Annotated in this window: 11 protein-coding genes; 7 read left to right on the forward strand and 4 right to left on the reverse strand. The window is 75.3% G+C overall.

Features of this window, described 5'->3' with window-relative positions; translation table 11 throughout:
* Positions 1 to 602: TetR/AcrR family transcriptional regulator (locus BZZ08_RS36675; protein ID WP_104636487.1), on the reverse strand; the 602-nt coding region annotated here is incomplete at its 3' end.
* 119 nt (positions 603 to 721) lie between these two features.
* On the opposite strand from BZZ08_RS36675, the gene BZZ08_RS36680 reads away from it, so the two are divergent.
* A complete protein-coding gene (locus BZZ08_RS36680; RefSeq protein WP_104636488.1) occupies positions 722 to 1861 on the forward strand; it encodes a cytochrome P450 family protein in 1140 nt (379 codons plus the stop codon).
* Between the two features lie 77 nt (positions 1862 to 1938).
* Here BZZ08_RS36680 and BZZ08_RS36685 read toward each other — a convergent pair whose 3' ends face one another.
* Both BZZ08_RS36685 and BZZ08_RS36690 read right to left on the reverse strand, forming a co-directional pair.
* Positions 1939 to 3594, reverse strand: coding sequence for a penicillin-binding transpeptidase domain-containing protein (locus BZZ08_RS36685; RefSeq protein ID WP_104636489.1), 1656 nt, complete (start codon positions 3592 to 3594; stop codon positions 1939 to 1941).
* 17 nt (positions 3595 to 3611) lie between these two features.
* A complete protein-coding gene (locus BZZ08_RS36690) occupies positions 3612 to 4679 on the reverse strand; it encodes an alpha/beta hydrolase family esterase (RefSeq protein WP_104636490.1) in 1068 nt (355 codons plus the stop codon).
* A 115-nt stretch (positions 4680 to 4794) separates the two neighbouring features.
* On the opposite strand from BZZ08_RS36690, the gene BZZ08_RS36695 reads away from it, so the two are divergent.
* Both BZZ08_RS36695 and BZZ08_RS36700 read left to right on the forward strand, forming a co-directional pair.
* On the forward strand, positions 4795 to 5727 hold the full coding sequence (locus tag BZZ08_RS36695) for a LysR family transcriptional regulator (RefSeq protein ID WP_241965650.1): 933 nt from the start codon (positions 4795 to 4797) through the stop codon (positions 5725 to 5727).
* 181 nt (positions 5728 to 5908) lie between these two features.
* Complete coding sequence (locus BZZ08_RS36700; RefSeq protein WP_104636492.1) at positions 5909 to 6787, forward strand: serine hydrolase; 879 nt, start codon at positions 5909 to 5911, stop codon at positions 6785 to 6787.
* A 16-nt stretch (positions 6788 to 6803) separates the two neighbouring features.
* On the opposite strand, the gene BZZ08_RS36705 is transcribed toward BZZ08_RS36700, so the two are convergent.
* The gene (locus tag BZZ08_RS36705) at positions 6804 to 8471 is read right to left on the reverse strand and encodes a right-handed parallel beta-helix repeat-containing protein (RefSeq protein WP_241965651.1); all 1668 of its coding nucleotides are present in this window, start codon (positions 8469 to 8471) and stop codon (positions 6804 to 6806) included.
* A gap of 168 nt (positions 8472 to 8639) precedes the next feature.
* Here BZZ08_RS36705 and BZZ08_RS36710 point away from each other — a divergent pair, with 168 nt between their 5' ends.
* The 4 genes from BZZ08_RS36710 to BZZ08_RS36725 all read left to right on the forward strand — a co-directional run bounded on the left by BZZ08_RS36710 (position 8640) and on the right by BZZ08_RS36725 (position 13415).
* Positions 8640 to 9011: a DUF6479 family protein gene (locus tag BZZ08_RS36710; protein WP_104636493.1), complete on the forward strand. Its 372-nt coding sequence runs from the start codon at positions 8640 to 8642 to the stop codon at positions 9009 to 9011.
* A 317-nt stretch (positions 9012 to 9328) separates the two neighbouring features.
* On the forward strand, positions 9329 to 10552 hold the full coding sequence (gene thrS, locus BZZ08_RS36715; RefSeq protein ID WP_241965652.1) for a threonine--tRNA ligase: 1224 nt from the start codon (positions 9329 to 9331) through the stop codon (positions 10550 to 10552).
* A 111-nt stretch (positions 10553 to 10663) separates the two neighbouring features.
* Positions 10664 to 11644: a nucleoside hydrolase gene (locus BZZ08_RS36720; protein ID WP_104636495.1), complete on the forward strand. Its 981-nt coding sequence runs from the start codon at positions 10664 to 10666 to the stop codon at positions 11642 to 11644.
* A 100-nt stretch (positions 11645 to 11744) separates the two neighbouring features.
* Positions 11745 to 13415, forward strand: coding sequence for a glycoside hydrolase family 13 protein (locus tag BZZ08_RS36725; RefSeq protein WP_104636496.1), 1671 nt, complete (start codon positions 11745 to 11747; stop codon positions 13413 to 13415).
* Positions 13416 to 13677: the final 262 nt, after the last annotated feature.

Below are 13677 nucleotides of genomic sequence, written 5' to 3' on the forward strand. Positions count from 1 at the left end.
GCGAGGGGGCGGCGCCAGGCATCCGGCGCGGTCGCCGTCGCGGTCGCGTCCGGGGGCGCCGTCGCCTCCGGGGCCGCCGTCGCCGCGGTCAGCGCCGGGACCGCGCGGCCGAGTGCCGCGAGTCCGAACAGCACGTCCTCGGTGGTGACGTCGGCCCGGACGGCGCCCTCGTCGCGGAGCCGGGACAGCAGGGCGGCCACGGTCCGGCGGTTGTGCTCGTGCACGGCCTCCAGGCTCTCGACCCCCCGCAGATGCGTGGTCATGAGGTCGTTGGAGCCGCGGTCGGCGGCCAGGGTGCTGAAGACCGCCTCCAGGTAGGCGGTAAGCCCCGCCCACGCGTCCGGGGCCTTCCTGGCCTGCTCACCGGCGTCCATCGTGCCCGTCAGCGAGTCCCGGAACACGGCGTCCACCAGGGCGGCGCGGGTGGGGAAGTGGCGGTAGAGCGTCGCGTTGCCCACCCCCGCCCGGCGCGCGATCACGTCCAGCGGCGCGTCCAGCCCCTGCTCGGTGAACACCTCGTGGGCCGCCTCCTGCAGAAGCTCCCGGTTGCGCCGCGCGTCACGTCGCTGCCGGGGCGCTCCGTCGCGTGCGCCGACGGTCATCCTCGCCCTCCGGGTCGTTCGAACCGGGGAGTGCTCCCCGTGCTCCGGGTGCCGATGCTATCGTCGGCGAAAGAAGTGGGGAGTACTCCCTGTTTAGCTCGGTTTCCCCAGGAGGCCCCATGACCGCGCCCACCCCCGAGGAACTGGCCGCCCTGCGGACCGCGGGCGCCGTGCACCGGGTGCTCGTGCCGGGCAGCGGGGAGAGCTGGCTGGTGGTGACGCGCGACGCGGCGCGGGCCGCGCTCGCCGACCCGCGGCTGCGCAACGACATCCGGCACTCCGCGTCCTGGCAGAGCGACGGCGGACACGCCATCGGCCACAACATGCTCCAGAGCGACCCGCCGCAGCACACCCGTCTGCGCCGGCTGGTCGCCGGGCACTTCACACCGGGCCGGACCGCCGCCCTGCGCCCGCGCGTCGAGCGCGTCGCGCACGACCTGCTGGACGCGCTGCCGCGAACGGGCCCGGCCGACCTGGTCGCCCGGTACGCCCTGCCGCTGCCGGTCACGGTGATCTGCGAGCTGCTGGGCGTCCCGGAGAGCGACCGCGGGGGCTTCCACACCTGGTCGAACGAGCTGGTGATGCCCACCTCGCCGGAGGCGGCCCGGTCGGCGGCCGACGCCCTGACCGGCTATCTCACCGAGCTGACCGACGCCAAGCACCGCACCCCGGACGGCACGCTGCTCGGCGACCTGGTCGCGGCCGCCGACAGCGGCGAACTCACCGCCGGGGAACTGCTCGGCATGGCCTTCCTCATCCTGGTCGCCGGGCACGAGACGACCGTCAACCTGATCTCCGCCACCGTCCACGGCCTGCTCACCCACCCCGACCAGCTCGCCCGCCTGCGCGCCGAGCCGGCGCTGACCGAGAGCGCCGTGGAGGAGTCGCTGCGCTACCACTCCCCCGTCCACGCCTCCGCGTTCCGCTTCGCGGCCGAGCCGCTGGAGCTGGCGGGCACCGATATCGCGGCGGGCGACTCGGTGCTCGTCTCCCTCGCCGCCGCCTCCCGCGACCCGGCGCACCACCCCGACCCCGACCGCTTCGACATCGGCCGCCGCCCGCGGGGCCACCTCGGTTTCGGCCACGGCCCGCACCACTGCCTGGGCGCCCCGCTGGCCCGCGTCGAGGCCGCCGTCGCCGTACGCCTGCTCCTCGAACGGCACCCCGCGCTCGAACTCGCCGCCGACCCGGCGACGCTCACCTGGCGCACCAGCACCCTGCTGCGGGGGCTGACCGAACTGCCGGTGCGCCTCGGCTGATCCGCGGACCGTCGGCACCGGGACCGCCCGGGACCGCGCCGGGACCGCGCCGGGACCGCGCCGGGACCGGGCCGGGATCAGGACGGGTCCTCCGGTACGGCCGACAGCAGGCTGTGCACGATCGGCCCCGCCGAGCCGCCGCCGGTGACGCCCTCCTCGACGACGGCGGCGACGGCGACGTTGCCCCGGTGGGCGACGAGCCAGCCGTTGTTGTCCTGGTCGTCGGAGACCTCGGCGGTGCCGGTCTTGGCGCCGATCTCACCGGGCAGGTCGGCCAGGACGCGCGCGGTGCCGTCGGTGACGGTGGCCCGCATCAGCCCGCGCAGCTGGGTGACGACCTCGTCGGGCAGCGGCTCGGTACGGGTCCCGTTCTCGTTGCCCGCGGTGACGGACGGCTGGTGGAACTCGCCGGACACCGCGGTGGCCGTCACCGACGCCATGATCAGGGGGTTGGCCTGGACCCGGCCCTGCCCGATCATCGACGCGGCCTTCTCCGTCTCGTCCTTGGGGGCCGGCACCGATCCGTCGTACGTCGGGATGCCGACGTGCCACTCCTGGCCGACCCCGAAGTAGGTGCGCGCGACCTTCCCCAGCTCCGCGTCGTCGAGCTTGACGCGCAGGCTGATGAAGGCGGTGTTGCAGGACTCGGTGAAGTCCTTGCGGAAGGTGGCGCCGGGGTGCTCGGAGGTCTCCACGTTGTGGAACTCCTTGCCCACCGTGAGGTACTTGGGGCAGTCCACGACGTCGTCGGGCGCGACCGCGTCCTTGAGCAGCAGGGCGCTGCTGGTGACGATCTTCCAGGTGGAGCCGGGCGCGTAGGTGCCGGAGGCGGCGCGGTTGAAGCCGGAGGAGGGCGAGTTGGCGAGGGCGAGGACCTCGCCGTTGTCGACGCGCAGGGCGACGAGGGAGGCGTTCTTGCCGTCGGCCTCCCCGAGGGCCCGCTCCGCGGCGGCCTGCCAGCCGGCGTCCAGGGTGGTGCGCACGGGCCGGTCCGCCGTCGCCGGGTCGGGCTTCTTGCCGAAGGCCGCCTCGGTGCGCACCGTCTCGCCGCTGGCCCGGTCGACCAGCTCGACCGCGCCGCGCGGACCGCCGCCGCCCGCCTCACCGGCGAGCCGTCCCAGGAGCGGGGCCAGGGACGGGTACGCGTCGCCCACGAGGGAGACCCCCTGACGGTCCGTGACCTTCGGCGGGGCGGTCTCCTCGCGCTCCAGGCGGAACTTCTCCGTCTCGCTCAGCCGCGGGTGCACCAGGGACAGCCGCCAGTCCACCTTCCAGCTGCCGTCGCCCTGCTCGCGCAGCGGCAGCCGCGAGTCGTACGTCCAGGTGCCCAGGCCGGTGACCGGCATCCGGGCGGTGAAGGGGACGCCGAGGGTGCCGTCCTTCTCCTCCTTCGCGCCGTCGTCCGCCGCCGTCAGCTTCGGCTTCTCGATGTCGAGCCCCGCGGTGAAGCTCTGCAGCACCTCCTGCGCCTTGCCGGGCTCGGTGGTGCGGCCAGCCGCGCTCGGCAGGCGCCCGGCGGCCCAGTCGGCGAGGAAGGCGCGCGCCTGTCGCATCGCGGCGGGGTCGGGTCCGTCGTCGCCGCGCGCGAAGGGGCCGAACCCGGCGGCGTACGAGCCGCCCGCGGCGATCGCGAGGACGACACCCACGGCGGCGACGGCCCGGACCCCGTTGCGGGGCCCGCGGCGGCGGGGAGGGGTGAGGTGGGGAGAGGTGAGGTGGGGAGCGTCGGGCATGGGAAGGTCCTTGTCGGTCAGCGGCCGGGGCCGGTGAGGAAGTCGAGGATCGTGTCGGTGGCGTCGAGGGCCTTGCTGACGGGGCCGAACCCCTCGGGCGGGGGAACGGTCGAGCCCGGCCAGGTGTGACCGGCGTCGTCGACGACGAGGAGTTGCACGGTGCCGCCGCCGGGCCGCCGGTCGCCGCCGGGGGCCTCGTTCCCGAGCCGCCACACCGTCCGGTCGTAGCCCTTCTCCTCCCGGGTGACCGGCTCGCCCGCACCCCCGGCCGCCGCGAACGCCGCCGCGCTGTCCCGGGCCGACCGGGTCGGCAGGATCGGCTCCTCGGGGTCCGGCGGCGGGGAGGGCAGGCCCGCGAGCGGCCGTACGGGGTCGTCGGCGCCGTAGACGACCATGACGGGGACGGGCCCGGTGGGCTCCACCGCGGCGGCCCCCGTGGGCAGTTGACCGGAGACCGAGGCCGCGCCCGCCAGCAGGGCGGGGCGCTCGGCGGCCATGCGCAGGGCCATCGAGCCGCCGTTGGAGAACCCGGCGACGTAGACCCGGTCGGGGTCGGCCCGCTCGGTGCGGACCAGGTGCTTGACCAACGCCTCGGTGAACCGCACGTCCAGGCCGGGGTCCGGGCGCTGCTTCGTCGCCTGCGTGCCCGCGCCCCAGCCGTGGCCGAGGCCCTCGGGAAAGGCGACGAGCATGCCGCGCGCGGTGGCGGCCCGCTCCAGCCGGGTCTTCGCCCGCAGCTCGGCGGCGTCGGCACCGCGGCCGTGGAAGGCGATGAGGAGCGGCCTCGGGCCGTCGTCGGCGGCGGGGGTGGCGGCGGGGGGCCGGTGCAGCAGGTACCGGCGGACGTCACCGTCCACCCGGAGCTGTGCGCGGACCTCCGGCGCCGGAGTGCCCGTACCGCCGGCGGACGGGCCGCTCGCCGACGGCGCCGCGGCCGGACGGCCGGAGTCGGCGCCGGCATCCGGGTCGGTGGCGCAGCCGGCCAGGGGGAGTACGAGGGCGAGGGCGAGCACGCCGGGCCACCGGCGGGCGCGGGGCGCGGGGCGACGGTCATGGGCACGGCCACGGTCACGGAAGGAGCGCATGGCCCGAGGAGAGCAACCCCGCCGTGTCCCTGTCCAAGACCGATATGGATGTCGGATCGATCAATCACCGATATGATTACTGGTCGTGGACCTGGTGCGGCACCTGGAGTGCTTTGTGGCTGTTGCAGAAGAGTCACACTTCGGACGTGCCGCCGCCCGGCTGGGCATGGCCCAGCCGCCCCTGTCGCAGCGCATCCAGCGGCTGGAGAAGGAGCTGGGCGTCCGGCTCTTCGAGCGCACCAGCCGCCAGGTGACCATCACCGAGGCGGGCACGCTGCTGCTCGCCGAGGCCCGTGAGCTGCTGGCCCGCGCCGAGGCGCTGCGAACCGCCGCACGCCGTATCCGGGACGGCGAGAGCGGTCTGCTGCGCGCCGCCCTGTCCCCCGACATCTCCGGCGAGACGGTCGCCGCGCTGCTGGCCGACTTCCGCCGCCGGCACGCGGGCCTCGAACTGGAGCTGCACGAGCTGACCACCGCGCAGCAGCTCGCCGGGTTCGCCGCTCACGAGCTGGACGTCGGCCTCATCCACCACCCGTGCGACGTCACCGGCCTGGAGCTGGGCCCGGTGCTCCGCCGCGACCTCGGCGTACTGCTGCCGCGCGGCGCGCCCCAGACGGAGCTGGACGAGGTGCCGCTCGCCGCCCTCACCGGCTACGACCTGGTCCTCTTCCCGCGCGCCGACGCCCCCGCCGTCTACGACGACCTGCTCACCGCCTGCGCCCGGGGCGGTTACACGCCCGCCGCGGTACGGCACGGCCAGGGCGCCAGCTTCGTCCGCGGTCTGGTCCTCTCGTCGGGGGCCGTCGCCCTCGGCCCCCGCGACACCCGGCTCGTGGCCCCCGGCGACCAGGACCTGGTCTGGCGTCCGCTGGCCGGGGCGCCGCCCGCCTGGCGGCACTCCGCAGCCTGGCCCAAGGGGCGCGGCGACGCCGCCGTCGGCGCCTTCGCGGACGCGGCCACCCACGCCCTGCGCACCACGGCCGGCGCCCACGCCGAGACACCGGCCCGGCCCCTGCACCTCCGCCCGGCATCGGAGTTCTGGCTGTGACCGAGCCCGCCACCTTCGGCCCCCACCCGGCCCACCCCACCGCCACCCACCACCGACGTCCGACGCCCCCCACTCGCCCCGCCCTCCGCGGCGCCCTCCGGGAGGCGCCCGGCCGGGCCGGTGCCCGCGTCGTGGTGGTCGCTCGGGCTGCGGGACCCCACTCGGCACCGGAGGCCCGGTCATGACCGACACCGCCACCGCCGCCCGGCTGGACGCGGCCTTCGCCGACGCCGGGGTCACCGGGTGGCTGCACGCCGTGGACATCGACTCGGGGACGCAGGTCGGGGTCGGGGCGGACCAGCCGGTCTGCACGGCGAGTGTCCACAAGCTGTGCGTCCTGGTGACGCTGCACGCGCTGGCGGCGGCCGGGGAGCTGGACCTCACCGAGCAGGTCGAGTGCCCGCCCGCCGGACGCACCCCGGGGCCCACCGGGCTCGCGGCCATGCTCGACCCGGTCCGGCTGTCCCTGCGCGACACCGCGTACCTGATGATGTCCGTCAGCGACAACACCGCCGCCGACCTGCTGCTGCGCCGGGTCGGCCTGGACGCCGTCAACCGCACCACGGCCCGGCTCGGCCTCACCCGGACACGGGCGGTGTACGGCTTCGGCGAGATGCTGGGCACCATGCGCGAGGACGCCGGGCCCGCCGGTGCCCGGGCGCTGACCGATCCGCACGTCATCACCCGGCTGCGCGCCCTGGACCCGGCCCGCACCAACCACAGCACCCCCCGCGACATGACCCGCCTGCTCGGCGCCCTGTGGCGGGACGAGGCCTGCCCGCCCGAGTACGGCGACGCGATGCGCCGGATCATGGGCCTCCAGGTGTGGCCGCACCGCCTGGCCTCGGGCTTCCCCTTCGACGACGTGCACGTGGCCGGCAAGACCGGCAGCCTGCCGACCCTGCGCAACGAGGTCGGCGTCGTCGAATACCCCGACGGCGGCCGTTACGCCGTGGCCGTCTTCACCCGCACCGCCCACACGGCGGCCGTGCTCCCGGCGGCGGACGCGGTGATCGGCACCGCGGCCCGGATCGCGGTGGACGCCCTGCGGGCAGCCTGACGGCCGGGCCGCCGCGTCACCCCGCGTTGTCGCGCCAGCGCCCGCCACTGGGCGCCGAGTCGAAACGGGTCGACGCCGAGCCGTTGCCGCCGAAGTCGTTGCCGGAGACCCGGCCGCCGGTCCAGACGGCCCCGGGCGCGATCCACACGGCGTGGATCTGGGTGCGGGGGTGCCCGTCGTCCCGGACGCGGTTGCCGTGCACGTACGGGTGGGTCACGGCAGCGGCGGCGGTGAGACCGGCGCGCGGGGCCGGGGAGTCCGGGAGGCGGTAGGCGGTGCCGGGCGCGGGGGTGCCGTCGGGCCACGCGGTGTCGGCTCCCGGGCGCACCGGGGCGAGGGTGAGCCGGGTCGCCGTGTTGTCGACGACCACGGCGGTGACCTCGGCGGTGGCCTCATCGGTAACCTCGGCGGCGGCCTCGGCCGCTTCGGGGTCGCCACCGACCGTCAGCTCCTTGCCGCGGTGGCCGCCCGGGAGCCAGTCGGCCCGCTCGTCGGTCAGCGACAGTGGCCCGCACCGGACGCCCTCGCCGCCCCCTCGCACCGGTGGCGCGGCGCGGCGGCCGTTGCCCCGGATCCGGTTGCCGAAGAGCGCGGGCTCGTGCAGCGGGGCGTCGAAGCGGATGCCGTCCAGCGCGTTGTCGTGGATGTCGTTGGACTCCAGGACGATGTCCGTGGCGGGTTCCTGGTCGCCGCCGGCCAGGTTGTGCTCCCAGTAGCCGTACCGGCCGTTGTTGCCGACCCGGTTGCCGTGGAAGCCGTACGGCCCGGGGGTGTTGCCCAGCGCGATCCCGTCCCCCGCGTTGCCGTCGATCACGCACCCGGTGACGAGGCCGCCGCGTCCGCCGACGCTGGTCGTGCCCTGCGCCGACACGTCGAACCCGGCGACGTGGTTGCCGAGCATCGTGCAGCCGGTGACCTGGAGGCCGTCGGCGCCCCAGTCGGAGATGCCGTAGCGGTTGTCCTCGGTGTGGCAGGCGGTGACGCGGATGCCGCGGGGCGGGACCCACTCCTCCTGCTGGAGTTCCAGGAAGATGCCGTTGGTGCCGTTGCCGCGCGCGGTGCAGTCGGTCACCGCCAGCCGTTCGACCGGCCCCCACCCGCCGACCCCGATCCCGATGCCCGCGCCGCCCATCTTCTCGCCGGGGTCCTGCCGCCCGCACCGCTCGGTCAGCACCCCCTCCACCACCGTGTCCTGGAGGAAGTCGCACCCGAAGCCGGTGGCGGCGGTGTCGTGGATGTACAGGTCGCTGAAGCGCCCGCGCAGCACGTACTGCAGGCCCAGCCCCTTGGCCAGCACCTCGTACTCCTCGGTCGCCACCCCCAGCCCGTCGATCTCGAAGTGGGCGAAGGTGACGTCCGCGATGTGGTGGTCCCGTCCCGCGCCGTGCTGCGCGGTGGTGAACCAGGCCAGGGGCACCGGCCGCGTGGGGGCGCCCGGGTTGGCGAGGGCGAAGCACGTGGCACCGCGTCCGGCGCCGACCAGCGAGACGCCGCTGCGCCAGAGCACCGGCTCGTTCCGGATCGCGTACCGCCCGGCGGGTACGCGCACGGTGCGCGGCCGCCCGTCCTCGGCGGTGGCGTCGCCCAGTGCGTCCACCAGCTTCTGCAGGGCCGGGCGGTCGTCGGCGGTGCCGTCCCCGACCAGGCCGAACTCATGGGCGTCCGCCGTCAACGGCGCGGTCATGGGCTGCTCCTTCCACCGGTGACGCGGGAGGACGGCGGCCCGAGGCCGGCCCGCCCCGTGCCGACCGGGTACCAGCCACCGGCCCGTCCCAATCACGAGCACATACGCACGGACATACGTGCGGACATAGCAGGCGCTTTATCTCATTTGGGGGTACATAATCAGAACATGAGTACGGCAACGTATGTAGTGCTGGCCGCGCCTTCGGGCGGGCTCAAGGTGACGGTGGTCTTCATCATCGGGCTGGTGATCGCCGGCGGGTTGATCTGGGCCGTACGCGCCGGCATGCGGGTCATGGACCGGGAGCCCGACCGCCCCCGCGCCGACGAACAGCCGCATCTCCCGGCCACCGGGGCCGTCCACGAGGAGCGGGAGATGCGCGAACCCGACGAGATCCCGCTGAACGACGACGGGAGCCCGCGGCTCATGCCCTACGAACTGCACCACTCGGGCAGCCGCCGCGGCGACGACCAGAAGCGGCGCCGCTGGCAGCCGGGATCGAGCGGAGCCTTCGGCAGCGGTGGACCGGGACACGTCTGAGGACGCGGGCGACGCCGCCCCCGGCCGCTGGTGCGTCGTGACCTGTACAGAGGGAGGACCGGGCCGACGGCTCGGCACCGCCTCGTACGAGCGGGTGACCGTGCGGGGCGGCTCCCGTCCGGACGAAACTCGCTCGCGCCCGCACCCGGCCCCCCGTACCGTCGTCCTCATGAAGCGCGCCCGTCTGTTCTCGATGACGACGCCGGGGACCGTCCCGGCGCGCTGACTGCTGACCAGAAGTCCGAAGCCCCGGGGCGAGTGCCCCGGGGCTTCGTCGCGTGGTGCTCGTCCTGTGGACCGTTGTGAGGGAGACCACCGTGCACCACGAGGACCACCGGCGGCTCGGCCGCGAACTGGCACTGTTCGACACCGATCCCCTCATGGGCGCGGGCCTGCCGTACTGGCTGCCCGACGGCGCGGTCGTCCGCCACACCCTGGAGGAGTACGTCCGCGAGGCCGAGCGCCGGGCCGGCTACCGGCACGTCTACTCGCCCGTCCTCGGCAAACGCGAGCTGTACGAGATCTCGGGGCACTGGGAGCACTACCGCGACGACATGTTCCCGCCGATGGAGCTGGGCGCCGAGGAGGTCGTGCTGCGGCCGAGCCTGTGCCCGCACCACGCCCTGGTCTACCGCTCCCGCTCCCGCAGCTACCGCGAACTGCCCCTGCGCATCGCCGAGCTGGGCGCGATGTACCGCTCCGAGCCCTCCGGCGTCCTCGGCGGACTCACCCGCGTGCGGGCCATCCACCTCAACGACGCGCACATCTTCTGCACCCCGGACCAGGCCGCCGACGAGGCCCGCGCCGCCCTCGGGCTCATCCGCCGCGCCCACGCCGACCTCGGCATCCGGGCCGCCCGCTACCGCCTGTCCCTGCCGGGGCCGGGCGGCAAGTACGTCGCCGACCCGGAGCTGTGGCGGCGGGCCACCGCGCTGCTCGAAGAGGCCCTGGACGGACTGCCGTACGAGGCGGTGGAGGGCGAGGCGGCCTTCTACGGCCCGAAGATCGACGTGCAGATCGAGGACCTGGCGGGCCGCGAGTCGACCTTGTCGACCGTCCAGATCGACTTCCACCAGCCCGAACGCTTCGGCTTGCGCTACACCGCCCCCGACGGCACCCGGCACCGCCCGGTCATGGTGCACCGCAGTGTCATCGGCAGCGTGGAGCGGGCGGTCGCCCACCTGATCGAGGCGTACGGCGGCGCGTTCCCGGCGTGGCTGGCCCCGGTGCAGCTGGTGGTGCTGCCGGTGGCCGGGGCGCAGCGGGAGGCGGCGTACGCCCTCGTCCGGCGGGCCGCCGAGCTGGGTCTGCGGGCCGAGGTCGCCGACCCGGAGCGCGGCAGCCTCGGCGCCCGGGTCCGGGCGGCGCGGAAGGTGCCGTACCAGGCGGTGATCGGTGCGCGGGAGGCGCAGGACGGCGGCCTGGTCGACGTACGCCTGCGCGACGGCCGCCGTCCGGGCCTGCTGCCCGGCACCGAACTCCTGCACCGCGTCACCGAACGGGTCGAGGCCCGCGGCCCCGAACTGTGGCCGTCCGACTGAGTCCGCACTCCTGCCGAAGCGATCCCGCACGCCGCCGAGCCGGGGGACGCGGTCGCGTCCGCGTAAGGTCGCCGCATCGGCGTCCCCCGCGAAGCACAAGGAGCCCCGGCCGTGAGCACCGTCTCCGAGCAGCAGCAGCCCATTCCGGTGATCATCGACTGCGACACCGGCATCGACGACGCCCTGGCGCTGCTGCTGGCGGTCCGGCACCCGCGCCTGGACCTGCGCGCGGTCACCTGCGTGGCCGGGAACACCGACGTGACGGGGGTCGTACGGAACACGCTGACCGTGCTGGAGCGGGCCGGTGCTCCGGACATTCCCGTCGCCCGGGGTGCCGAGCGGCCGCTGATCGAGGGCGTGCGCACCGCGCGGCACGTGCACGGGGCCGACGGCATGGGCGACCTCGGGCTGCCCGCGCCCACCCGCGCCCCCGCCGACGTGGACGCGGTGACGCTGCTGCGCCGGGAGATCCTCGCCTCCCCGCGCCCGGTCACCCTGATCCCCACCGCGCCGCTGACCAACATCGCGCTGCTGCTGCGCACCCACCCGGAGGTCACCGGCAACATCGAGCGGATCGTGTTCATGGGCGGCGCGGTGGCCACCGGGAACGCGACGCCGGTCGCCGAGTTCAACGTGTGGCACGACCCGGAGGCCGCCGCGATCCTGCTCACCGCCGGGGTGCCGATCACCATGTACGGCCTGGACGTGTTCGAGCGGGTGATCGTGCCCGGCGCGGACGTACGGCGGCTGCGCGCGAGCGCCGAGCCCGGCACCCGGCTCGCCGGGGAGCTGCTCGCCCACCGCGGCCCCGCCACCGACGTCACGGACCCCGGCGGCGGCCTCGGCGACGCGGGCGCGGTCTGCGCGGTGATCGACCCGGCGGGCCTGACCACCCACCGGCTGCCCGTCGAGGTGTCCCTGGCCCCCGGCCCGGCCCGCGGCCAGACCCTCGTCGACCGGCGTCTGCGCGTCGGCGAGTCCGAACTGCACGACGGCATGCGCGAACAGCCCCTCGTCGACGTGGCCCTGGACGTGGACGTGACCCGGTACGTGGACCTGTACCTCGGCACGGTCGAGCGCACGGAGGCGTAGTCACCGGCGCGTCGCGGGCGCGCGGGTTCGCTTTTCGGGTGATCTGGACAGACGTACCAGATCAGTTCGTGCCGCCCGCACGTACCGCGAAGGAGGCCGCGTGACCGTACGCAGCACCGCCAGCACCCCCGATCTGTCGTCCAAGGACCCCAACTGGTGGCGGCAGGCCGTCATCTACCAGGTCTATCCCCGCAGCTTCGCCGACGCCGACGGCGACGGGCTCGGGGACCTGCGCGGCGTCACCCAGCGCCTGACCCACCTGGCCGCCCTCGGCGTCGACGCCCTCTGGCTCAGCCCCTTCTACCCGTCCGAACTCGCCGACGGCGGCTACGACGTCGACGACTACCGCGACGTCGACCCCCGGCTGGGCACGCTGGACGACTTCGACGCGATGGCCGCCGAGGCCCACCGGCTGGGCCTGAAGGTGATCGTCGACCTGGTCCCCAACCACACCTCGCACCGCCACGCCTGGTTCCGGGAGGCCCTGGCCGCCGGTCCCGGATCGGCCGCCCGCGACCGGTACGTCTTCCGCGACGGCCGCGGCGAGCACGGCGAACTGCCGCCCACCGACTGGCAGTCCGTCTTCGGCGGCAGCGCCTGGCAGCGGGTGCCCGACGGACAGTGGTACCTGCACCTCTTCGCCCCCCAGCAGCCCGACCTGAACTGGGAGAACGAGCAGGTCCGCGCCGACTTCCGCACCACGCTGAAGTTCTGGTGCGACCGGGGCGTCGACGGCTTCCGCGTCGACGTCGCGCACGCGCTGGTCAAGGACCTGACCGAGCCGCTGCGCGACCTCGGCGCCCCCGAGCTGAGCGGCGAGGCGGCCCTCGACCGGTTCGCGCCGGGCACCCACCCCTTCTACGACCGCGACGACGTCCACGAGGTCTACCGCGACTGGCGCAAGATCCTCGACGCCTACACCCCGCCCCGCACGGCCGTCGCCGAGGCCTGGGTCCCGGGCGCCCGGCGCGTGCTGTACGCCCGCCCGGACGAACTCGGCCAGGCGTTCAACTTCGAGTACCTCCAGACCGGCTGGGACGCGGCCGAGCTGCGCGAGGTCATCACCGGCTCGCTGGCCGACGCGCGGGCCGCCGGCGCCTCGGCGACCTGGGTGCTGTCCAACCACGACGTCGTCCGGCACGCCACCCGCCTGGTCCTGCCGCCGGACACGGACACCGACGCCTGGCTGCTGTCCGGCGGCCACGCCCCCGCCGTCGACCCGGCGGCCGGGCTGCGCCGGGCCCGCGCGGCGACGCTGCTGATGCTGGCGCTGCCCGGCTCGGCGTACCTCTACCAGGGCGAGGAGCTGGGGCTGCCCGAGGTGGCCGACCTGCCCACCGAGGTCCTCCAGGACCCGATCTGGGAGCAGACCGGCCACGTCCGCAAGGGCCGCGACGGCTGCCGGGTGCCGCTGCCCTGGACGACGGAGGGGCCCTCGTACGGCTTCGGCGCGGGCGGGGCGTGGCTGCCGCAGCCGCCGGGCTTCGCGGCGTACGCCGTCCAGGCCCAGGACGGGGTGGCGGGCTCGACGCTGGAGCTGTACCGCACGGCCCTGCGGCTGCGCCGCAAGCTGCTCGACGGCGAGTCGCTGACCTGGTCGGACGACGTTCCGGCGGGGGTGCTGCGGTTCGACCGCTCGGACGGCTGGCGCTGCGTCACCAACCTCTCCGGCCGGACGGTGGACCTGCCCGCCGGTGAGGTGCTGCTGAGCAGCGCGCCGCTGGAGGACGGCCGGCTGGGCCCGGACACGACGGTGTGGCTGGGCCTGTAACCGGCTGGCCGCGGTCGTCGGGCGCTCTCACCCGGACGGCCGTGCACGCTGGTGGCGCGGCGGGGACGGTGGTGCCGTGGAGGGGTGACCGATCCTGAACGGCGCCGGTCGCACCGGCCCGCCAGGAGGCACCGATGCAGCACGCCCCCGCCGCCCGTCCGTCGCCCGCCCCCGCCGCCCGTCCGCTGCCCGGCGCCGCGCTCGCGGTGGTGCTGGCGCTGACGGCGACCGCCTGTGCCGTCGGCGGGCGGGGGACGGACGG

Origin of the sequence: Streptomyces sp. MH60 (genome assembly GCF_002939385.1) — a bacterium.
GTDB lineage: Bacteria > Actinomycetota > Actinomycetes > Streptomycetales > Streptomycetaceae > Streptomyces.